A 20,669-nucleotide genomic window follows, 5' to 3' on the forward strand; every position below is an offset into this window, starting at 1 on the left:
ACATGAATTACAGTCCAGGGTCTAAATTTCAAGGTAAATCCTTTTGTACCAAGATGATTATGTGATTTAAATCTTTCAATTAGATTAGAAGTGAATCCTGTATAATTTTTATTAAATCTTTCAGAATAAAGAATATAGACAACAAATTCTTCCATGTATACTTTTTATAAACGAAAAAAACACCAACTTTTCAGTGGTGTTTTTTATTTTGTAGCGAGGACGGGCGTTGAACCCGTGTCCGCCGGGGCGGATATAAATCCTGTGCTATAATTTTTGAATTATATTTTGAATAAATTCTCTTCCAATTCTGTTTTAAAATATTTCTCTCTTTTCATTGCTTCAGATTTTGAATAGAAAAATTCTACATGAATTACAGTCCAGGGTCTAAATTTCAAGGTAAATCCTTTTGTACCAAGATGATTATGTGATTTAAATCTTTCGATTAGATTAGAAGTAAATCCTGTATAATTTTTATTAAATCTTTCAGAATAAAGAATATAGACGACAAATTCTTCCATATGCAACTTTTATAAACGAAAAAAACACCAACTTTTCAGTGGTGTTTTTTATTTTGTAGCGAGGACGGGAGTTGAACCCGTGACCTCAGGGTTATGAATCCTGCGCTCTAACCAACTGAGCTACCTCGCCAAGATTGCAAGTGAACCGTGTTCCTCATTGCGGGTGCAAATATAAAAATAATATTAGAGCTTACAAGCATAAATTGAAGAAAAAAAAATATTTTTAAAAATGCATTGTTTTTGGACATATATTCTTATATTTCGAAAAAATTAAAAGTAGCACATGGATCCAAAAATACGTTACGAAATCGAGTTTCCTATAAATTCTTCGCCGCAATTATTATATCAATATATATCAACACCTTCAGGTTTGTCAGAATGGTTTGCAGACAATGTAAACTCAAGAGGCGAATTCTTTACTTTCATCTGGAATGACTCGCAGGAAAAAGCGCGTTTGGCTTCTAAAAAAACTGGCGAAAAAGTCAAATTTAAATGGGTTGACGAAAGCAGTAAGGATACAGAATACTTTTTTGAATTGCATATTTTAGTTGATGAATTAACTAAAGATGTATCATTAATGGTGGTCGATTTTGCCGAAAAAGAAGAAGTAGGTGAAGCTAAACAATTGTGGGAGAATCAGATCTCAGACCTGAAACATCTTATAGGATCTGTTTAGTAAAAGTCTATTTTATACCTTATATTTGCCCTGAACAAAATTCAGGGCTTTTTTTATGATCAATTTTAACGGAAATATAGTAGCACAAGACGAAAATATATTAACTCAAAATCGTGCTTTTTTATATGGAGATGGTGTTTTTGAAACACTAAAAATAGTAAATAACAGAATTTTGTTTCTCGAAGATCATTATTTTAGATTAATGGCTTCAATGCGAGTAGTTAGAATGGAAATTCCGATGAACTTTACAATGGAGTTTTTTGAAGAACAAGTTTTAAAACTGGTTCAGGAAAATCAAATTTCGGCTTCAGCCAGAGTGCGAATCACAGTTTTTAGAAAAGATGGCGGGTTATATTTGCCAAAAACTAATGAAGTTTCGTATTTAATTCACGCTACACCTCTTGAAAACACTTCTTACGCTGTTAATACAGCCGAATATGAAGTTGATTTGTATAAAGATTTCTATGTGACCAGGCAATTATTATCGTCGATTAAAACGACGAATAAAATGATAAACGTGACCGGAAGTATTTTTGCACACGAAAATGGTTTGGCAAATTGTCTTTTAGTAAATGATACAAAAAATGTGGTCGAAGGTTTACAGGGTAATTTATTTATGCTGACAGGTAAAAAACTAATTACACCTCCAATTTCTGAAGGATGTTTAAATGGAATAATGCGTAAGCAAATTTTAGCTTTAGCTAAGAAAGTGGATGGCATAGAAGTCGTAGAAGAAATAATTTCGCCATTTGATCTTCAAAAAGCTGACGAATTATTTCTCACAAATGTAATCACAGGAATACAACCGATAACCAAATATCGAAAAAAGGAGTTTACAAGTAATCTGGCGCATTTATTAGTGCAGAAGCTTAATGAATCTATATCTGAAAATTAATTCAGATACGGATTCTCAGGTGCATTTGACCAAATAAGATAATCACCGCCAAGCTCAATAATTTGTTCTTTCCAGAAATGCGTGGTAGACTTGCCGATAATTTTGTTTTTATAACTGTTATCGGTAATGATCCAGGAGTTTCCTTGCATTTCACTCTCGAGCTGATTTTCATCCCAACCGGTGTATCCTAAGAAAAAACGAATGTTATTTTTACTAATCGATCCGTCATTTATTAAGTCTTTGGTAGATTCGAAATCACCTCCCCAATAAATTCCATTAGAAATCTCGACACTATTCGGGATTAGTTCTGGAATATTGTGAATGAAATAAAGGTTGTCTTGTTCTACAGGGCCTCCGTTATATATCTTGAAAGTGGCGTCAATTTCAGGTATTAAATCATTAATAGTGTATTTTAATGGTTTATTAATGATAAAACCTATTGATCCTTCTTTGTTATGGTCTGCTAATAAAATTACCGATCTATTAAATGATAAATCTCCAATTATAGAAGGTTCGGCAATAAGCAGGTGTCCTTTTTTTAATTTTTCTGAAATCATACGGCTACAATTTTTATTAAATTTAGTCATAAAATTTTTAAAAACCCAAATAAAATCGTTAAACCGCACAAAAAAACCCTCCATAAGGAGGGTTTTAATTATATTATAAGTTTAGAGAACTTTCTTACTTAGTTCACTGCACCTTCTAATTCAGCTCCAGCTTTGAATTTTACAACATTCTTAGCAGCGATTTGAATAGTTTTTCCTGTTTGAGGGTTTCTTCCGTCTCTAGCAGCTCTAGCAGATACTGACCATGATCCAAAACCTACTAGTGAAACTCTTCCACCTTTTTTCAAAGTAGCTCCTACGTTTCCTAAAAATGATTCTAAAGCTAATTTTGCCGCAGCTTTTGTAATTCCTGCATCAGCAGCGATAGCATCGATTAATTCTGATTTGTTCATAATAATTAGTTATTAATTGTTGGTTAAAAAAAATTGTTAATACACAAATTTAGTAGGAAATCCGTTCCTTGCAAGTGTTTTCTTTAATTTTAGCAAAAATTGTTAATAACTTACTTTTTTTGTTCATAAAGCTGGCTGTTCATCGATCAAAAACAGGTAGAAACCCCTGTTTTACTGACGTTAATACACCTTTGCTCTATCAGAAAAAGTTATCCCATTTAGTAACTCTGCCACCTGCATTCTCTTTTTTCCAGGCAATTGCAAACTTAATAGCTGTAAAAAGCCATCCTGAACCGCAACTTTGATTTCTTTTTTGCTACAAATTAAACTTCCAACTTCGTAGGAATGTGCTTCTGAAATTAATTTTGCTTCATATATTTTAATGCTTTGTTCTTCCTCTTTATCTTTCAAAAAACACCATGAAGCTGGATACGGACTCAATCCCCGAATTAGATTATTTATTTCTGCTCCAGATTTAGTCCAATCTATTTTACAGTTTTCTTTATTGAGTTTGTAAGCTGTTTTAATTTCTTCGTTATCTTCCTGGATAGTTGTGGTAACGTTTCCGTTTTCAATTGTTTTTAAAGTATCAATAACAGTCTTACTTCCTAATAACATTAATCGGTCGTGTAACTGTCCGGCATTTTCTTCGGGTTCAATTGCAATTTCTGAATTTAAAATCATTGCGCCGGTATCAATTTTGTCATCGATAAAGAAAGTAGTAACGCCAGTTTTAGTTTCTCCATTAATAATAGCCCAGTTAATTGGCGCTGCTCCACGATAATTTGGTAATAACGAAGCGTGAAGATTAAAGGTTCCAAAGCTTGGCATTTCCCAAACAACTTTCGGCAACATTCTAAAAGCAACTACAATTTGTAAATTGGCATTTAAGGCTTTTAATTCTTCTAGGAAGGTTTCATCTTTTAAATTGGTTGGCTGTAATAAAGTAAGGTTGTTCGCCAGTGCATATTCTTTGACCGCCGAATATTTTATTTTTTGTCCGCGTCCCGCTGGTTTATCCGCAGCTGTGATAACGCCAACAACATCGTAATTGTTTTTAATAATGGTATCCAAAATGCCTACAGCAAATTCCGGAGTTCCCATGAATATAATTCTCAATTTTTCCATTATGATTTTAAAGTGTATTTATTATTTGCTAATATGGTAATGTGGTTGTTTTCTAATAATTCCTGAAGCACCAAAACAATGTCATTTGCATCCAGTTTTATTTGAGCCTGAATTTCTCTTGAAGTTAATGCGGCCGATTTTAATAAATGCAGAATTTTATCTGCAATCGAATCGGCTTCTGTGATTTTTCCTTTTTGCGTAATACAATAGGAACAGACACCACAGTTCTCGGTTGTTTCTTCTCCAAAATAATCCAAAATCAATCGGTTCTTACAGGTTTTATTTTCCTTTATATAATGAAGGACAGACAAAAGCTGTTCTTCTTTTAGTTTATTTTGTTTTTCCAGATATTTCGAAACCCGGTTTATGGTTAAATCATCTTCGCGGACTTCATTAAATAATATTGTCGCGTCGTTATTTTTAGATTTGTATTCGATGATTTCTTTTTCTTTCAGTTTTTCTAAAACAGCTGAAACTTGTTGTTCAGTGTGATTTGATTTTTTTGCAATCAATGAAAGATTAAAAGGTGCTTTCATTTCGTAAACTCCAGGATATGTTCTCAAAATCGCCAGAATTATTTCTTCATCATTTGGATTCAGACTCATGTACCGAATTACTTCTTTTGATTCGATTAAAAACTGCAGGGTAATTTTTTCTGAGAATTCCTGAGACATGGTAATAATTCCCTGCTGATTTAAAAATTGCAAAGCATTATATGTTTTTAAGGTTGGGAAGTCGTACTTATGACAAAAATGATTCAATTTAAAAGAAAAAGAATCGTCTAAACCTTCGCCATATGCAATCTGAAAATAATTGCAAAGTTTCACATACATAGTTTTTAAAAACTTCTTATCGGGCAAAACATTCAAAAATTGTTGTTCTGTCTGGTTGGCATCGGAATTATTAAAAAGCAAAACAGAAAATGCTTTTTCGCCATTTCGTCCCGCTCTTCCGGATTCCTGATAGTAGTTTTCCAGATTTTCAGGTAACTGCGTATGAATAACTGTTTTTACATTGTCTTTGTCAATGCCCATTCCAAACGCATTTGTTGCTACAATAACCTGTGCTTGTTCCGACATCCACAATTGCATGTTTTTGTCTTTTTCTTTAGCCGAAAGTCCGCCGTGGTAATACGTCGCTTTAAATCCTAATGATTGCAATTGCGTAGACATATTCAGGCACGATTTTCTATTTCGTACATATATAATAGAAGGCTGTGGATTTTTCTTTAAAATTTGTTCTGTACGGTACAATTTGTCTTCAATTTCAAAAACCATGTACGCAATATTTTTTCTTTCAAATGATTGTTGAAAAAGGATTGGATCTTTTAAACCCAACTCCGTTTTAATATCTTCAATAACTCTCGGTGTTGCGGTAGCAGTCAAAGCCAAAAACGGAATCTTCGGAAAGTACTTTTTAAGTTCCGAAATTCTCAAATAAGCCGGACGAAAATCATGACCCCATTGTGAAACGCAATGTGCTTCATCAATAGCAATTAAATTTATAGGAAGATTTTTGATTCGTTCCAAAATCCAGTCGGACTGTAAACGCTCCGGTGAAAGGTATAAAAACTTATAATTGCCGAATTGGCAATTGTCGAGAAGGTCAATAATTTCTTCGGTATGAATTCCGCCCGTAAGTGCAATGGCTTTAATATCTCGTTTTTGCAAATTTGCCACCTGATCTTTCATTAAAGCAATCAAAGGCGAAACTACTAAACAAATACCTTCCTGCATCATCGCCGGAACCTGAAAACAAATTGATTTTCCGCCGCCAGTTGGTAAAAGGGCAAAAGTATCCTGACCATCCAAAACAGAGTCAATAATCTCCTTTTGCAACGGTCTAAAACTCTCGTGTTTCCAGTATTTTAAAAGAATTTCTTGCGCTTCTGGCATCGGTCTTGTTTTAAAGTTAAAAAATTTAGAAATCAGTTTCTAGTTTTGCAACTTTAACCAAATGCCTAAATTTTATCTAAGATATAAAGAATTCTGTTCTCCACCGTATCTTTAGGCACTTCAATTAAATTGTAACCGTATTTCTTATACGTTTCAACCAGGTGCTTTTGGATCGTTAACGCCTGTTCAAAATTCTCGTAACGCTCAGTGTCGCTTTCGTAAATTTCTTCCCAAGGCGGTAAAATAAATGTTTTAGAATATTTAAAATCTTCGCAGGCTTTTGTAAAATGCGTCGGATATTCATCACCAATATAATCCATATAAGCAACAACATCCGGAATTCCGCGATCTATAAAAACTACATTATCAGGTTCTTCAAGGGCATTTTCGAATTGTTTAATGCGACCTTGTAATAGCATTTCGCTAAACAATAAAGGCTGTTCCAGGAACAATTGTTCGATCCCACGTTGTTGTGCTTCGAGCGTAACTTGTCTTGAAATTTCAGGGTAACAGCAGTAGCCACGAGCTACCAATTCGTTGATCAGAGTAGATTTTCCCGTTCCCGGGCCACCAATGAGAACTATGATTTCTTTTTGCACTTTCTTAAAATAAAGCGCAAATTTACCTAAAGTTATTGGTATTTAAAAAGATTATTTTACCTCAAGCGGATGATTTCGCAATTTTGGTAATTATTAAGGTGCTAGATTAAAATTAAGCCCTACAAAATAAATTGTTCCTTTAGAACTAAAACAAAGAAGAATCGTAGATTCGAAAAATATTGTAGGGCTGGACTTCAGTCCAGTTTAGATTGAGATATGTTTGATGAAATTAATAAGATTCGAATTCAAATTTGTTGAATAGTTTTTAGTTTTAACCAGCACATTTATTAAATTGAATTATCTTGGCTTTCGCCGAATTATTCATTGTTACTCACAAAACAAATATTTCCCAGAACTAACACCTTTTTTAGAAGGAACAACCAAATGCGATTCAAATTTCTTCCCTTTCAAAACATCATTCACAAAATCTAAGACATATCGCTGTCCGTCATGAAAAAGATAACCGGAGAATTCATGTCCTCCACCACAGAAAGTAATTAATTCAACATCTTTATGTAAACCTTGCATATGATTGTAAACCGCATAGGATCCAAAAAGAATTAACCAACCCGAAGCATTTGTAGGACAGGAGCGGTGCGAGCCTGCACTGTACGGAACGGTTTCGTCGTTGCTTCCATGTGCCAATAACATCGGCATTGCTTTTTCTTTCGTAATTAAATTAATGTCCTGAATCGCTCCGGAACCTCCAATGAAACCTTTGTATTTAAAATTTTCAGGCAAATTGTTTTTGTATAAATTCATGAGTTTATAATCCCAAAACGAAGCATGGAAACCAATTTCCGCACCCGCACTAATTCCGGAAATAAATATTTTTGAAGCATCGAGATTGTATTTATTGGCGTTTTCGATCAAAAAAGAAGTCGCCTGCCACATATCGCTTACGCCAATTTGGATTGCTTTTATTTTTTCGGTCAAAGTTCCTTTACAGCCAAAATCTTTTCCTTTCATATATAAACTGTAAGAAATGCTGGCAACTGCATAACCGTTTTTCGCCATAAACATTCCAAAGTCTTTTTCGCTGGTACGTTCTCCGCCAGAAAATCCTCCACCAAAAGCAAAAATTATTAGCGGGATTTTTTCATTTGATTTTTTCTCAGGTAAATACAAATCTAAATCCAGTTTGATGGTATCGTTCTGGAAATAAGTCATTGTTTTTATTTCCTGTGCTTTTATTGAGTTGAATGTAATCGCAATAAGAAGGAGAAGAATATTCTTTTTCATGGCATTGTGGTTTAATCTCGCAAAGACGCGAAGTCGCAAAGTTTTTCAAATATAAGAGGAAATTTCACAAAGAAATAATGTCATAAAGTTTTTTTCTCTGCACCTTTGAACCTTTGTATCTTTGAGCCTTTTTTCAAAGAAAAAAATCTGAAAAATCTGAAATCAAAACCGTATATTTGCGTTTATTTTTAATTACGAATGGAGAACGATAAAGAAAAAAACACCGCCGAATTTTACGAAAGATTAAAGGTTGAGTTAGATAATTCAAATACTTGGCCAGCAGAATATTTGTATAAATTTATAATGCCTTCAGTAGGCGATAATGTTGAGCGAGTTGAAAAAGCGTTTGACAATATGGGCGCGGTTATCAAAACAACAAAATCTAAAACAGGTAAATTTACCAGTGTTTCTGTAGATGTTACGATGAACAGCTCTGACGAAGTGATTGGCAAATACAAAGAAGTATCTACAATAGAAGGTATAGTTTCATTATAACTTATGGTCGAAAAATATAAAAAAGAAGTCGCGAATGACGTTGTTTTTAATTTAGAATACAATTCTGAAAGGCAGCGTTTACTTATTCCTGAATATGGTCGTCATTTGCAAAAACTGATTGATCAGGCTACTATTATTGAAGATGATGAAACGCGCAATAAAGCTGCAAAATACATCATTCAGGTAATGGGGAGTCTAAATCCGCATTTGCGTGATGTTCCTGATTTTCAACATAAATTATGGGATCAGCTTTTTATTATGTCTGATTTTAAATTGAATGTAGAATCACCATATCCAATTCCGTCCCGCGATGTATTACAATTAAAACCAGATGTTTTACAATACCCGCAAAACTTTCCAAAATACAGATTTTATGGTAACAATATCAAATATATGATTGATGTTGCCAATAAATGGGAAGATGGCGAAATGAAAAATGCATTGGTTTTAGTGATCGCTAATCACATGAAAAAGTCTTATTTAAGCTGGAACAAAGACACGGTAAAAGATGATGTGATTTTTGAACATTTATTTGAATTGTCCGGAGGGAAAATCAATTTATTGCAAAGTACAGAAGAGCTTTTAAACACCACTGATTTATTGCGTACGAACAAACGTATGTCAAATAAAATTACACCACCAGGACAACCAAAAATCCAAAGCAATAAAAACAATAAAGGCCCGGGAAAGCCAAAACCTTTTCAGAAAAACAATAATCAGAAATAAAAAAAGGGACTAAGATACTAAGATGCTAAGCTATTAAGATTTTTAGCTCAGAACCTTAGAACCTCAGAACCTCAGAACCTAAAAGAGAAATATGGGAATTTTTAAAATCGAAGGAGGAATTCCTTTAAAAGGAGAAATCACTCCGCAAGGAGCAAAAAATGAGGCATTACAAATTTTATGCGCCGTGCTTCTAACGGGGGATAAAGTAAAAATTAATAATATTCCCGATATTATTGACATCAATAAATTAATCACTTTGTTGGGTAATTTAGGAGTAAAAATTCAACGCAATGAACCGGGTTCGATTACGTTTCAGGCCGATGAGGTTAATGTTGGATATTTAGAAACTGAAGCTTTCAAAAAAGAAGGTGGAGCACTTCGTGGTTCTATTATGATTGTTGGACCGCTTTTGGCGCGTTTCGGTAAAGGGTATATTCCAAAACCGGGTGGAGACAAAATTGGCCGTCGTAGGTTAGATACACACTTTGAAGGTTTTATTAACCTTGGAGCAAAATTTAGATACAACAGAGAAGATCACTTTTATGGAGTAGAATCTCCAGCAGAAGGATTGAAAGGAACAGATATGCTACTTGATGAAGCCTCTGTAACCGGAACTGCAAACATTGTTATGGCTGCTGTTTTAGCAAAAGGACAAACTACCGTTTACAATGCTGCTTGTGAGCCATATTTACAGCAATTATGCAAAATGCTGAACTCTATGGGAGCTAAAATTACCGGAGTTGGTTCAAACTTATTGACTATTGAAGGTGTTGAAAGCCTTGGAGGTTGCGAGCACAGAATTCTTCCTGATATGATTGAAATCGGTTCCTGGATTGGTCTTGCGGCTATGACAAAAAGCGAAATTACAATCAAAAATGTAAGCTGGGAAAACTTAGGTTTGATTCCGAATACATTCAGAAAATTAGGTATCACAATCGAAAAACGTAACGACGATATTTACATTCCGGCTCACAAAGACGGATACGAAGTAAAAACAGATATTGACGGGTCAATCTTAACAATTGCCGATGCACCATGGCCAGGTTTTACACCTGATTTATTGAGCATCGTTTTGGTTGTGGCTACACAAGCAAAAGGGGATGTTTTAATTCATCAAAAAATGTTTGAAAGCCGTTTGTTTTTCGTAGACAAATTAATCGATATGGGAGCAAAAATTATGTTATGCGATCCGCACAGAGCGGTGGTTATGGGACATAATTTCGAATCTCAATTAAAAGCAACTACAATGTCATCTCCGGATATTCGTGCGGGAATCTCATTATTAATAGCTGCGCTTTCGGCAAAAGGTACAAGTACAATTCAAAATATCGAACAAATTGATCGTGGATACGAGCGTATCGATGAGCGTTTGAGAGCTATTGGAGCAAAAATCGTGAGAGCTTAAAAAGGTTAGCCACGAATTCACGAATTAAACTAATTCAAAATTTTTAAAATTAAATTAAACGAATTTCATTTTAAAAATTAGTGAAATAAGACATAATTCTAAATTTCGTTTAATTCGTGAATTCGTGGCGAAAAAAAATAGTCTAAATGACAGATGAACAAAAAGCTGTAAAAGCTACTATCTTTAGTATAGTTGGGAACACCTGCTTAGCCTTGATAAAAGGTTTGGCAGGTTTTTTTGGCAATTCTTATGCCTTAATTGCAGATGCGATAGAATCGACAGCGGATATATTTTCGTCTTGTTTGGTTTTATTCGGTATCAAATATTCTAATAAACCGCCAGATGAAAACCATCCTTATGGTCATGGTCGTGCAGAGCCATTGATTACTTTTTTGGTAGTTGGTTTTTTAATCACTTCTGCAACAATTATTGGTTACGAAAGTATTTCTAATATTCAAACTTCACATGATTTACCTAAATCCTGGACTTTATATGTTTTGGGCGCTATTATTATCTGGAAAGAATACTCGTTTCGTTTGGTAATGAAACGCAGTAAAGAAACAAATAGCTCTTCTCTTGCTGCCGATGCGTGGCATCATCGTAGCGATGCCATAACCTCTGTTGCGGCATTTATAGGGATTTCTATTGCACTAATCATGGGAAAAGGTTATGAATCTGCAGATGATTGGGCTGCACTTTTTGCTGCTTTTTTTATCTTATACAACAGTTATAAAATTTTCAGGCCCGCTCTTGGCGAAATCATGGACGAAAATCTAAATGATGATTTGGTCGAAGAAATCCGCATGACCGCTTTAACTGTTGACGGAATTTTGGGAACTGAAAAATGCTTTATCCGTAAAGCCGGAATGAAATACCACGTCGATCTTCATGCTATAGTTTTGGCTAAAATTTCGGTGAAAGAAGGGCATGATTTGTCACATAAATTGCAAGATACTTTAAAAGAAAAAATACCTCAATTGGGGAATGTTCTGATTCATATTGAACCAGATGATTATCATTCTTAGAGGTTCAAAGCTGCAAAGGTTCAAAGGGACAAAGTTTTAAAAAATTTAAACTTTAGGTTTACAAAAACTTTGTCCCTTTGAACCTTTGTGACTCTGTACCTTAATTCAACACATTCAAAATCTTCAAACCAAAAACAACACCGTTTTGCTGAACTCCGCCTTGATAGGAGTGAACATAATCAACTCTAAATAATTTAAATTTTCCGAAACCTAAATTGTCTAAACCAATTGTGAACTCAGAATAAGGTTTTCTATCCGGAATTGCCAACGAATGAAATCCGATATTCATTGTTGATTTTAAGAGATTCAGTAACGGAATTTTATTCATAATAAATCCAGTATCATTATATTCTGAATGTATTTCAAAATAACTGTCGTTAGTGCTGTTGGCATAATATGGCATTAGATTGAAGACGTTTAAGTAGCGATCACTTGTCCCAATGTGAGTTTGGTTTCCGTTAAAATGTCTGTAATCTATAAAAGCGATATTTTCGGCATTAAAGAATTTTCCGGCTTTGAAATTCATTCCTAAAAGACCTTTGTTTCCAAGAGATAAATCGTATTGTACAGCAGCACCAATTCTTTCAAATTCATACTTTTTCTCGCTTGCCGCAAACGCTTTTTCAAAGACTAAAAATACAGTAGGATATTTTTCATCTTTAATATTATATCTTCCGTCTGGTCTTGAAATGTATTTATTTCCGAAATTAATTCTCGCAGTCAAAGCAGTTTTAAACAAATGATGCGGATCAAAAGCGGGAGTTGTAAAATCGTCTGGAGCCAAAGGATTATTCGATGAATATATATCATCTTTTTTAAAGAAAGAATAATCTGTGGTGTTAAAAAGAGGTTTTCTTTGCTCGTAAGCTATCTTAGCATTCAAATTTATTCCGTTTGCAATATCCTGAGCATAGTTTATTTGAGCAAATTCCAAATTATACAATTTCATATAATTGTCCTTAAAGAATAAAGAACTAATAGAATTGACAAATTTGCTTATAGGTTCTGCACCATTAAATTGAGCTGTTTTTGTTCCTCCGGAAGCCCAAATTGTAGCATAATTGATCGTGTTGAATCGATGGCTAAATTCTCCGGTAACACGAAAACGTTCATCCGAAAAGCCATAGTTAAAAGTGGTGCCGATAGAAGTGTTTTTTCCTTTTTCTTCATCCCATTTTCTAAAAGAGAAACCTGTATCAAAATTAAATCCCTGAACGGTATTAAAGCTTAATGAGGTTAAATTTAATAAACCCTTATACTCAAAAGAATATTTCTTGAAGGTGTTTTTATAATCATAACCCATTAAAACATCCCAAACTTTAAATTTGTTGTTTTTGGCATCAACAGAATCGATATATTTTCTCGATTTTCTAATCGTTAGTAAACTATCTTTTTTGGTGTAATCGGTACTTTCCTCAATAGTTAACGGAATTGGTCGAATTTCATTCCAGAAAGCATCATCTTTTTTATTGGCGTTTGCTTCAAAAGCTACAATTTCATTTCCAAAAGTTTTCTTTTGAAAAGAGTCTGGAAATTCATAATTCGAATAAACATAATTGAATTTCCCGGAGAATTTAATTCCAAAAATACCAGCATTAAATGAAAGCGTTTGAGCATTTTTAGACCAAATTTTATTCTTCGAATTATAACTAAAACTCTGTTTTAAAGTCATAATCTCAGTAAATTCATTTTTCATTCGGTAACCCTTGATATCTAAATCTATGGCATAAATTGCAAAACTATCATCAACTATATAAATATACCCTTCAAATACAGGTTCTTTATCTCGTTTTGGAGTTACTTTAATTTTATTGATTTGCTGATTGTTGTCGTCAAAGAAAGTTCCTTCCAATTTGTATTTGTAGTAATTGAATGCATTATCAGCAATAGGAGAAATGAGTTTGACATCAAAGTCTAAAGTATTCTCATAAAAATCATAAGTCGATAAACTGGCCGTGTTATAACTATAGCCTTTATTGTTTCCGGAGATTTTAGAAGCAATGATTTTCTCTTTTAATTTATTGGGTTTTTCAAAAGAAATTTTCGAAATAGTTTCAGATAAATATAAAATTCCTGTTCCGGTCGAATCTAAATTAGAGGACATATCTTCGCCAAGATAAACTTTTTGTCCGAGGATTTTTTTAGGAAGATCTTTAACCTTAAACATTCCTTTTGAGTAGAAATCAGCAGTATATCGCGATGTCTTTTCGGAGTTTTCTTTTTTGTTGGCAATCGCGCTTTTTATAATAGCATTTGCAGGATTGTTTTTAGGATCGATGATTACCTCATTTAAAGTAAAACTTTCCTCCAGCATTTTAACATCCAGCGTAATTGTTTTAGATTCTGATGAAACTGCTATTTTTTGAGTTTTAAAACCTAAATACTGAAATGTGATTTTATTTTTGCCAACTTCTTTTACGTTCAGTTGGTATTTTCCCAGTTCGTTTGAAGTTGTGCTTGTATAAGTGTTTTCTTCAAGAACAGATACAAAAGGCAAAGGATTTCCTTTTTCGTCCGTTATGGTTCCTTTGATTTGAGCAAAGTTGGAAATCGAAAAAAATAAAAAGGCAAATAAAGTATAGTTTCTCATGAAAGTTTTTTCTCTCACAAAAATAGAATAACTTAAAAACGAGGTTATTAATAATTTGTTAAATAAAGAATTATAAAAAAGACTGAATAGCTAATTCGTAGCTTTTTAATCCAAAACCTAAAATAACGCCTTTTGCATTTCCTGACAAATAGGATTGATGTCTGAAGCTTTCGCGTGCATAAGTATTCGAGATATGAACTTCGATTACCGGAGTTGTAATAGCTTTCATAGCGTCGCCCAAACCTATCGAAGTATGCGTATAAGCACCGGCATTCAAAATAATTCCATCAAATGTAAAACCAACTTCCTGAATTTTTCCAATCAATTCGCCTTCAATATTACTTTGATAATAAGAAAGTTCAACGTTTGGAAATTTATGTTCCAATCTTTCAAAGTAATCTTCAAAAGTTTGGCTTCCGTAAACTTCTGGTTCTCTTTTTCCTAAAAGATTCAAATTGGGTCCGTTGATAATGCAGATTTTCATAAATGATTTAAATTTTATTAGTGTGCTATGATTCCATTTTACATTTTACAGAATACATTTCACCAGTACGTAAAAATAAAAAAACCGTTCCAATTAATAGAACGGTTTTTATAAAACTATGTGATATTCTTTTTAGAACATGAATCCGGCTGATAATTGTACGGTTGAATTTTTGATATCTGCATTTTCTGAAGCCTCAGTCAGTCCTAAGCTATAACGACCCTGGATAAAAATACTTTCTGTGATTTTTAAACCCAATCCAGCATTGATGGCAAAGTCAAATGTACTAGCATCATCAAAACGTACATCGTCTTTTTGGTTTAACAAAAATGAAGCTTGCGGCCCTACTTCTAAACTTAATGATTTTGTCATATAGATTTTAGCCATTACAGGAATAGATAAATAGGCTAATTCATTTTTGAATTCTTGGTTAATTTCCTCAAATTTATAAGAAGCACCTTGCGTTGAATATAAAAGTTCTGGTTGAATTGAGAATTTTTCCATTAATTTAATCTCAGCAACTAAACCAGCGTGAAAATTTGTTATTCCGTTTTTATCAATAGGTTGATTAGGAAATGCATCTCCAGTTTGGCTTGCAAAGTTAACCCCTGCCTTAACTCCAAGTTTTAATAATTGGGCTTGTATTGTAGCTGATGTTGCAATGAACAGTACAGCTGCTAAAAGTATCTTTTTCATAAAATTGTTTTTAAAAATTGGTATTATTTTTTAATGTTATATAAATCAAAACTACAGATTTAAGAATTTATTGTTTTACGTAAAACCTCAAATAATTAATATATTTCTCATGTTTTTCATTTAAAGCCTTATAAAGTGTTCTATTTGTGGTAGTTATTCTTGTGTTTTTAAATGGTTAAATTTTTAATTTTAACAGAAATTGATTTTATCAATGAGTTTAGGAGAAATTATAAAATGCTTTACTGAATCATATTTCTAAGGAATTTTTGAAATAATTAAAGATTAGATAGTTAATTAAAAAACAGATTTCATTTCGTAGGATTCGCCTTTAATTACAGTTTTTATTTATTAAAATGCAAATTATTTTTTAATAAGTATATTTCTATATTTGATTAATTAAATTTTAACCCAAAATCAAATAAAAAATGAAAAAAATTTTTTTAGTTGCGATTGCAGTATTGGCATTTGGATTTACAAATGCTCAACAAACAAGGTTTGGAATAAAAGGAGGTCTTAATATTTCCACTGTAGTTGGAGGAGATGTTGAAGATACTAAATCTCTTGTAGGTTTTCACGTTGGAGGTTTTGCAGAAATTCATGTTGTTGAGAAGTTTTTTATACAACCAGAGCTTTTGTTCTCGACTCAAGGTACTAAAGTTGATGGTCCTTTTGGAGCTGATGGAGATATTAAACTAAATTACTTGAATATTCCTGTATTGGCTAAGTATTATATTGTAGATAAAAAATTTAGTGTTGAAGCAGGGCCACAATTAGGTCTTCTATTGTCAGCTAAAGCAGAAGGTGATGATATTAAGGATTTTACCAGATCAGTAGATTTTGGTTTTAACATTGGAGCTGGATATAATTTCACAGATAATTTTTCAGCGGGTCTTCGTTATACTATTGGTTTATCTCCACTTTCTGATGACGATATTGATAATGCAGATGATTATTATGACAGTGCTAAAAATAGTAACCTTGCGTTGTCTTTAGCTTATAAATTCTAATACCTTTCTAAAAGATATTTAAAAACCTTCCTCATTCAGGAAGGTTTTTTTATGCCTAAAAATCATTTACTTTGTAAATATGAATTGGAACAGATACATAAAGGATTATCAATCGTATTTACGAATCGAAAGAGGTTTGTCTAAAAATACTATTGAGAATTACGGTTTCGATATTGAAAGACTTTGTCTTTTTTTAGATGTGAATAAAATAGAAGTTTCGCCATTGAAAATTACGGATGAAACGGTACAACAATTTATTTACGCCGTTTCAAAAGAAGTAAATCCACGTTCTCAGGCTCGAATTATTTCGGGATTAAAAAGTTTTTTTAATTATTTAGTTTTTGAAGATTATAGAGCTGATAATCCTTTAGAATTAATTGAAACGCCAAAAACCGGCCGTAAATTACCGGACACTTTAGCTGTTCAGGAAATTGATGCTTTGATTGCGGCAATTGATTTAAGTTCAAATGAAGGTGAACGAAATCGTGCTATGTTGGAAACTTTATACGGTTGCGGACTTCGGGTTTCAGAACTCGTTTCTCTTAAAATTTCTGATTTATTTTTTGATGAAGGGTTTATAAAAATTACCGGAAAAGGAAATAAAGAGCGTTTTGTTCCGATCGGAAAATTGACGCAGAAATACATGCAGATTTATCAGAATGAAATTAGAGTGAATTTAACGATTAAGAAAGGCTGTGAAGATACCCTATTTTTAAATCGAAGAGGAAATCAATTAACACGCGCTATGATTTTTACTATTATAAAGGATTTGGCTGTGAAAATTGGTCTTAAAAAAAATATTAGCCCGCATACACTACGTCACTCTTTTGCAACACATCTGTTAGAAAATGGAGCCGATTTAAGATCTATTCAATTAATGCTTGGTCATGAATCGATTACAACTACTGAAATTTATGTTCATCTGGACAGAAGTTTTTTAAAAGAAGTGATGTATTCTTATCATCCGAGGAGATAATTTTTTTTGAGATTTGGCGTTTTAATTCAAAAATTAATATCTTGTATGATATATTCTGTTAAATACAGATAAAGTCGACGAACTGCGCTTTTTGCTTTTAATTGTTTGTTTTAATTATTCAATGTACATAAATAAGTAATATATGGTTTTTGATTTGTATGGAAATGATGATTGCTTAGAAGTTAATAATTTTTATAAAAAATTATTGGCAGAAATGCCCGATTTGCTTTTTCAATTTGTCATAGACAAAGATAATAATTACTCTTTTCCGCTTGTCAGTAAATCGGCTGATGATATGTTTGAGATTTCTGCGACGGAGTTTACAAATGATATTAAGTTCATTGTATACGATAGAATTTTTCCTTCTGACAGAGAACTTTTTTTTCAATCTTTAGTTAAAGCACGCAAGGAAGTGAAACCTTGGGAAATAGAATTCAGAGCTGTTTTGCCTAAAAAAGGTTTGCGTTGGTTTAAAGTTTCTTCTAAAACAGAAAAATCTTCTGATGATAACGTTAGTTTTTTTGGACATCTTTCTGATATTACTGATTTGAAAGATAAAGAAGAAAGACTTCGAATTTCTGAAGAACGATTTCAGTTTGCCCTTGACGCTTCAACTGTTGGTGTTTGGGATTGGGATATGGTTACTAATAGTGTTTTTTATTCTTCATTGTCGCTTAAAATTCTGGAATTAGAATCAACAGATATATTTGATGATCCGGAACGTTGGGATAAAATTGTTCATCCTGATGATCTTCCAAAATATTATTCAGATATTCAGGAACATTTTGATAATAAAATACCTTATTACGAAAATTACCATCGCGTAATGACTTCGAGTGGTAATTACAAATGGATTTTGGATCGCGGTAAAGTGATTAAACGTGATGAGAACGGAAAGCCATTGCGTGTATTAGGAACTCATACTGATGTTTCTTTGCAGAAAGAAAAAGAGCTTGAACTTATAAAAACGATGAAATTATACAGCGATCAGAACAGTCGTTTATTGAATTTTTCGCATATAGTTTCACATAATTTAAATACACAGGCAGGAAATATAAAGTCAATTTTGGACTTTATTGATGCCGATGTTGACAAACAGACAGTCAACGAAATGTTGGTGCATTTAAGAACTGTTTCTAATGATTTGAATGATACTATTTCGAATTTGACGCAAATAGTAAAAACACAAAGCAATATTAACATTGCTGTTGTTCCGTTGAAACTTTGCGAGTATATCGAAAAAACGATTACAACAATAAAGGGATATGATAAACAGAAGAATGTTACGATTGTAAATAATGTTCCTAATTATTTGACTATCAATTTTAATCCGGCTTATCTTGAAAGTGTTTTATTGAATTTTACTACGAATGCGATAAAGTATGCTCATCCGGATAGGGATCCAATTGTTGTTTTTGATTTTGCGATTGAACCTGAAGGTCAAAAATCATTAAAAATTACAGATAATGGTTTGGGTATCGATTTGGCTATTCACGGCGATCTTTTATTTGGAATGTATAAAACCTTTCATAAACATGAAGAAGCACGTGGCATTGGTTTATATATTACCAGAAATCAAATAGAAGCGATGAAAGGAAATATTTCTGTTGAAAGTGAAGTAGGAGTAGGGACAAGTTTTAAGATTATATTCAGCGATTTGTAAGAGCTGAAATTTAGTATAAAAACAATAAAGGCTATCTTAAAAAGATAGCCTTTATTGTTTTTATAAGAATGAGATTACTTCGCAATATTAACTGCTCTGGTTTCTCTAATTACTGTTACTTTCACCTGACCTGGATAAGTCATCTCAGTTTGGATTTTTTGTGAAATCTCGAAAGATAAGTTTGCTGCATTATCATCAGAAACTTTTTCGCTTTCTACTATTACACGAAGTTCTCTACCAGCCTGAATTGCATAAGCATTTTTAACACCTGTAAATCCGTAAGCTACTTCTTCAAGATCTTTCAAACGTTGGATATAAGAATCTAAAACCTGACGTCTTGCACCTGGTCTTGCACCTGAAATGGCATCACAAACCTGAATGATCGGAGATAATAATGATTTCATTTCGATTTCATCGTGGTGAGCTCCAATTGCGTTACAAACTTCTTCTTTTTCACCATATTTCTCCGCCCATTGCATACCTAATAATGCGTGTGGCAAATCACTTTCAGTATCTGGTACTTTACCAATATCGTGAAGTAAACCAGCTCTTTTAGCTAATTTTACATTTAAGCCTAATTCGGCAGCCATAATACCACAAAGTTTAGAAACTTCTCTTGAGTGTTGTAATAAGTTTTGTCCGTAAGAAGAACGGTATTTCATTCTACCTACAACTTTTATTAATTCAGGGTGTAAACCGTGAATTCCTAAATCTATAACTGTACGTTTACCAACTTCAATAATTTCGTCGTCAATTTGTTTAGCTGTTTTAGCAACAACCTCTTCAATTCGTGCCGGGTGAATACGTCCGTCGGTTACTAATTTGTGCAACGACAAACGAGCAATTTCTCTACGAACAGGATCAAAACAAGAAAGGATAATAGCTTCTGGTGTGTCATCAACAATGATTTCAACTCCGGTTGCAGCTTCAAGAGCTCTAATGTTACGACCTTCACGACCAATGATTCTACCTTTTACGTCATCAGATTCAATGTTAAATACAGAAACGCAATTCTCTACTGCTTCTTCTGTTCCAACTCTTTGAATGGTGTTGATAATAATCTTTTTAGCTTCTTGTTGCGCTGTCAGCTTCGCCTCTTCAATTGTGTCTTGAATATGAGACATAGCTTTGCTCTTAGCTTCGGCTTTTAGGCCTTCAACTAATTGCTCTTTTGCTTCTTCGGCAGAAAGTCCTGAAATTACTTCTAACTGTTGTAATTGACTTTTGTGTAGTTTGTCAACTTCAGTTTGTTTTTTATCTAAGACTTCTATTTTGTTGTTGTATTCTAATGTTTTAGCTTCAAAATCATCATTTACTTTTTTAGCTTTAGAAAGCTCATTTGATATTTGTGATTCTTTATCTCGAACTCTTTTTTCTACTTCAGCTACTTTTTTGTCTCTGGCCAAAATAACTTGTTCGTGTTCTGATTTTAATTCGATAAAACGTTCTTTTGCCTGAAGGATTTTATCTTTTTTAATATTTTCTGCTTCTAAATTAGCATCTTTTAAAATGGAAGCTGCTTCTTTTTTTGCGTTTTTGATGAGATTAGAAATATTGCTTTTTTCGATAATTTTAGCTATTCCAAAACCTGCTGCAATACCTATAATACCTGAAATAATGATCGTTATGATGTCCATGTTTGTTTAAATTTATATATAAAAAAAGCCTACATTAATTGCTTGAATAAACTC

General features: G+C 33.0%; 21 protein-coding genes and 1 tRNA gene. 9 read left to right on the forward strand and 13 right to left on the reverse strand.

Annotated features, from left to right (window positions below):
* The 3 genes from AC1RRN_RS19815 to AC1RRN_RS19825 all read right to left on the reverse strand — a co-directional run.
* Nucleotides 1-155: GIY-YIG nuclease family protein (locus AC1RRN_RS19815; RefSeq protein ID WP_492969026.1), on the reverse strand; the 155-nt coding region annotated here is incomplete at its 3' end.
* 123 nt (nucleotides 156-278) lie between these two features.
* The gene (locus tag AC1RRN_RS19820; protein ID WP_492968960.1) at nucleotides 279-518 is read right to left on the reverse strand and encodes a GIY-YIG nuclease family protein; all 240 of its coding nucleotides are present in this window, start codon (nucleotides 516-518) and stop codon (nucleotides 279-281) included.
* Nucleotides 519-574: 56 nt separating this feature from the next.
* A tRNA-Met gene (locus AC1RRN_RS19825) sits at nucleotides 575-648 on the reverse strand.
* Nucleotides 649-801: 153 nt separating this feature from the next.
* Between AC1RRN_RS19825 and AC1RRN_RS19830 the strand changes: the two genes are divergently transcribed.
* Together AC1RRN_RS19830 and AC1RRN_RS19835 are read left to right on the forward strand one after the other, a co-directional pair.
* A complete protein-coding gene (locus tag AC1RRN_RS19830) occupies nucleotides 802-1,194 on the forward strand; it encodes an START-like domain-containing protein (protein WP_026984135.1) in 393 nt (130 codons plus the stop codon).
* A 55-nt stretch (nucleotides 1,195-1,249) separates the two neighbouring features.
* A complete protein-coding gene (locus AC1RRN_RS19835) occupies nucleotides 1,250-2,089 on the forward strand; it encodes an aminotransferase class IV (protein WP_492968961.1) in 840 nt (279 codons plus the stop codon).
* Here the strand turns inward: AC1RRN_RS19835 and AC1RRN_RS19840 are convergent.
* The 6 genes from AC1RRN_RS19840 to AC1RRN_RS19865 all read right to left on the reverse strand — a co-directional run bounded on the left by AC1RRN_RS19840 (nucleotide 2,086) and on the right by AC1RRN_RS19865 (nucleotide 7,911).
* On the reverse strand, nucleotides 2,086-2,646 hold the full coding sequence (locus AC1RRN_RS19840; protein ID WP_026984133.1) for a YqgE/AlgH family protein: 561 nt from the start codon (nucleotides 2,644-2,646) through the stop codon (nucleotides 2,086-2,088). The genes AC1RRN_RS19835 and AC1RRN_RS19840 overlap by 4 nt on opposite strands.
* A gap of 128 nt (nucleotides 2,647-2,774) precedes the next feature.
* Nucleotides 2,775-3,047 (reverse strand): HU family DNA-binding protein, encoded by a 273-nt coding sequence (locus AC1RRN_RS19845; protein ID WP_017498096.1) that lies wholly within the window; start codon nucleotides 3,045-3,047, stop codon nucleotides 2,775-2,777.
* Nucleotides 3,048-3,227: 180 nt separating this feature from the next.
* Nucleotides 3,228-4,175: a methionyl-tRNA formyltransferase gene (fmt, locus tag AC1RRN_RS19850; protein WP_492968962.1), complete on the reverse strand. Its 948-nt coding sequence runs from the start codon at nucleotides 4,173-4,175 to the stop codon at nucleotides 3,228-3,230.
* Nucleotides 4,175-6,070: a RecQ family ATP-dependent DNA helicase gene (locus AC1RRN_RS19855; protein WP_492968963.1), complete on the reverse strand. Its 1,896-nt coding sequence runs from the start codon at nucleotides 6,068-6,070 to the stop codon at nucleotides 4,175-4,177. The genes fmt and AC1RRN_RS19855 overlap by 1 nt, the downstream gene beginning before the upstream one ends.
* 65 nt (nucleotides 6,071-6,135) lie before the next feature.
* Nucleotides 6,136-6,669: an AAA family ATPase gene (locus AC1RRN_RS19860; RefSeq protein WP_492968964.1), complete on the reverse strand. Its 534-nt coding sequence runs from the start codon at nucleotides 6,667-6,669 to the stop codon at nucleotides 6,136-6,138.
* A 327-nt stretch (nucleotides 6,670-6,996) separates the two neighbouring features.
* Complete coding sequence (locus AC1RRN_RS19865) at nucleotides 6,997-7,911, reverse strand: alpha/beta hydrolase family protein (protein WP_492968965.1); 915 nt, start codon at nucleotides 7,909-7,911, stop codon at nucleotides 6,997-6,999.
* 198 nt (nucleotides 7,912-8,109) lie between these two features.
* Here AC1RRN_RS19865 and AC1RRN_RS19870 point away from each other — a divergent pair, with 198 nt between their 5' ends.
* The 4 genes from AC1RRN_RS19870 to AC1RRN_RS19885 all read left to right on the forward strand — a co-directional run bounded on the left by AC1RRN_RS19870 (nucleotide 8,110) and on the right by AC1RRN_RS19885 (nucleotide 11,562).
* On the forward strand, nucleotides 8,110-8,406 hold the full coding sequence (locus AC1RRN_RS19870) for a DUF493 family protein (RefSeq protein WP_492968966.1): 297 nt from the start codon (nucleotides 8,110-8,112) through the stop codon (nucleotides 8,404-8,406).
* Between the two features lie 3 nt (nucleotides 8,407-8,409).
* Nucleotides 8,410-9,132: a DUF4290 domain-containing protein gene (locus tag AC1RRN_RS19875; RefSeq protein WP_492968967.1), complete on the forward strand. Its 723-nt coding sequence runs from the start codon at nucleotides 8,410-8,412 to the stop codon at nucleotides 9,130-9,132.
* 91 nt (nucleotides 9,133-9,223) lie between these two features.
* Nucleotides 9,224-10,537, forward strand: coding sequence for a UDP-N-acetylglucosamine 1-carboxyvinyltransferase (gene murA / locus AC1RRN_RS19880; protein WP_492968968.1), 1,314 nt, complete (start codon nucleotides 9,224-9,226; stop codon nucleotides 10,535-10,537).
* Between the two features lie 146 nt (nucleotides 10,538-10,683).
* Nucleotides 10,684-11,562 (forward strand): cation diffusion facilitator family transporter, encoded by an 879-nt coding sequence (locus tag AC1RRN_RS19885; protein WP_492968969.1) that lies wholly within the window; start codon nucleotides 10,684-10,686, stop codon nucleotides 11,560-11,562.
* 100 nt (nucleotides 11,563-11,662) lie between these two features.
* Here AC1RRN_RS19885 and AC1RRN_RS19890 read toward each other — a convergent pair whose 3' ends face one another.
* The 3 genes from AC1RRN_RS19890 to AC1RRN_RS19900 form a co-directional block, all read right to left on the reverse strand.
* Entirely contained in the window at nucleotides 11,663-14,152 is a 2,490-nt protein-coding gene (locus AC1RRN_RS19890) for a DUF5686 and carboxypeptidase regulatory-like domain-containing protein (protein WP_492968970.1), read from the reverse strand.
* 70 nt (nucleotides 14,153-14,222) lie between these two features.
* Nucleotides 14,223-14,636 carry a type II 3-dehydroquinate dehydratase gene (gene aroQ / locus AC1RRN_RS19895; RefSeq protein WP_492968971.1) on the reverse strand — a complete coding sequence of 138 codons (414 nt, stop codon included), beginning with the start codon at nucleotides 14,634-14,636 and terminating at the stop codon, nucleotides 14,223-14,225.
* Nucleotides 14,637-14,768: 132 nt separating this feature from the next.
* A complete protein-coding gene (locus AC1RRN_RS19900; protein ID WP_492968972.1) occupies nucleotides 14,769-15,332 on the reverse strand; it encodes a porin family protein in 564 nt (187 codons plus the stop codon).
* A 425-nt stretch (nucleotides 15,333-15,757) separates the two neighbouring features.
* Between AC1RRN_RS19900 and AC1RRN_RS19905 the strand changes: the two genes are divergently transcribed.
* From AC1RRN_RS19905 to AC1RRN_RS19915, 3 genes are all read left to right on the forward strand, one after another.
* Nucleotides 15,758-16,339 carry a porin family protein gene (locus tag AC1RRN_RS19905; protein ID WP_492968973.1) on the forward strand — a complete coding sequence of 194 codons (582 nt, stop codon included), beginning with the start codon at nucleotides 15,758-15,760 and terminating at the stop codon, nucleotides 16,337-16,339.
* A gap of 79 nt (nucleotides 16,340-16,418) precedes the next feature.
* A complete protein-coding gene (gene xerD / locus AC1RRN_RS19910) occupies nucleotides 16,419-17,315 on the forward strand; it encodes a site-specific tyrosine recombinase XerD (protein ID WP_492968974.1) in 897 nt (298 codons plus the stop codon).
* Nucleotides 17,316-17,457: 142 nt separating this feature from the next.
* Nucleotides 17,458-18,978: a PAS domain-containing sensor histidine kinase gene (locus AC1RRN_RS19915; RefSeq protein ID WP_492968975.1), complete on the forward strand. Its 1,521-nt coding sequence runs from the start codon at nucleotides 17,458-17,460 to the stop codon at nucleotides 18,976-18,978.
* Nucleotides 18,979-19,052: 74 nt separating this feature from the next.
* Here the strand turns inward: AC1RRN_RS19915 and rny are convergent, their stop codons facing one another.
* On the reverse strand, nucleotides 19,053-20,615 hold the full coding sequence (gene rny, locus AC1RRN_RS19920) for a ribonuclease Y (RefSeq protein WP_492968976.1): 1,563 nt from the start codon (nucleotides 20,613-20,615) through the stop codon (nucleotides 19,053-19,055).
* Between the last annotated feature and the right edge of the window lie 54 nt (nucleotides 20,616-20,669).

This window comes from Flavobacterium sp. GW821-FHT11G01 (assembly GCF_058808175.1).

Excerpts from the sequence above, each read along its gene's own strand:
- AC1RRN_RS19820 (WP_492968960.1), bottom strand. The coding sequence starts at position 518 with ATGGAAGAATTTGTCGTCTATATTCTTTATTCTGAAAGATTTAATAAA.
- AC1RRN_RS19830 (WP_026984135.1), top strand. The coding sequence starts at position 802 with ATGGATCCAAAAATACGTTACGAAATCGAGTTTCCTATAAATTCTTCG.
- AC1RRN_RS19835 (WP_492968961.1), top strand. The coding sequence starts at position 1,250 with ATGATCAATTTTAACGGAAATATAGTAGCACAAGACGAAAATATATTA.
- AC1RRN_RS19840 (WP_026984133.1), bottom strand. The coding sequence starts at position 2,646 with ATGATTTCAGAAAAATTAAAAAAAGGACACCTGCTTATTGCCGAACCT.
- AC1RRN_RS19845 (WP_017498096.1), bottom strand. The coding sequence starts at position 3,047 with ATGAACAAATCAGAATTAATCGATGCTATCGCTGCTGATGCAGGAATT.
- fmt (WP_492968962.1), bottom strand. The coding sequence starts at position 4,175 with ATGGAAAAATTGAGAATTATATTCATGGGAACTCCGGAATTTGCTGTA.
- AC1RRN_RS19855 (WP_492968963.1), bottom strand. The coding sequence starts at position 6,070 with ATGCCAGAAGCGCAAGAAATTCTTTTAAAATACTGGAAACACGAGAGT.
- AC1RRN_RS19865 (WP_492968965.1), bottom strand. The coding sequence starts at position 7,911 with ATGAAAAAGAATATTCTTCTCCTTCTTATTGCGATTACATTCAACTCA.
- AC1RRN_RS19870 (WP_492968966.1), top strand. The coding sequence starts at position 8,110 with ATGGAGAACGATAAAGAAAAAAACACCGCCGAATTTTACGAAAGATTA.
- AC1RRN_RS19875 (WP_492968967.1), top strand. The coding sequence starts at position 8,410 with ATGGTCGAAAAATATAAAAAAGAAGTCGCGAATGACGTTGTTTTTAAT.
- murA (WP_492968968.1), top strand. The coding sequence starts at position 9,224 with ATGGGAATTTTTAAAATCGAAGGAGGAATTCCTTTAAAAGGAGAAATC.
- AC1RRN_RS19885 (WP_492968969.1), top strand. The coding sequence starts at position 10,684 with ATGACAGATGAACAAAAAGCTGTAAAAGCTACTATCTTTAGTATAGTT.
- AC1RRN_RS19890 (WP_492968970.1), bottom strand. The coding sequence starts at position 14,152 with ATGAGAAACTATACTTTATTTGCCTTTTTATTTTTTTCGATTTCCAAC.
- aroQ (WP_492968971.1), bottom strand. The coding sequence starts at position 14,636 with ATGAAAATCTGCATTATCAACGGACCCAATTTGAATCTTTTAGGAAAA.
- AC1RRN_RS19900 (WP_492968972.1), bottom strand. The coding sequence starts at position 15,332 with ATGAAAAAGATACTTTTAGCAGCTGTACTGTTCATTGCAACATCAGCT.
- AC1RRN_RS19905 (WP_492968973.1), top strand. The coding sequence starts at position 15,758 with ATGAAAAAAATTTTTTTAGTTGCGATTGCAGTATTGGCATTTGGATTT.
- xerD (WP_492968974.1), top strand. The coding sequence starts at position 16,419 with ATGAATTGGAACAGATACATAAAGGATTATCAATCGTATTTACGAATC.
- AC1RRN_RS19915 (WP_492968975.1), top strand. The coding sequence starts at position 17,458 with ATGGTTTTTGATTTGTATGGAAATGATGATTGCTTAGAAGTTAATAAT.
- rny (WP_492968976.1), bottom strand. The coding sequence starts at position 20,615 with ATGGACATCATAACGATCATTATTTCAGGTATTATAGGTATTGCAGCA.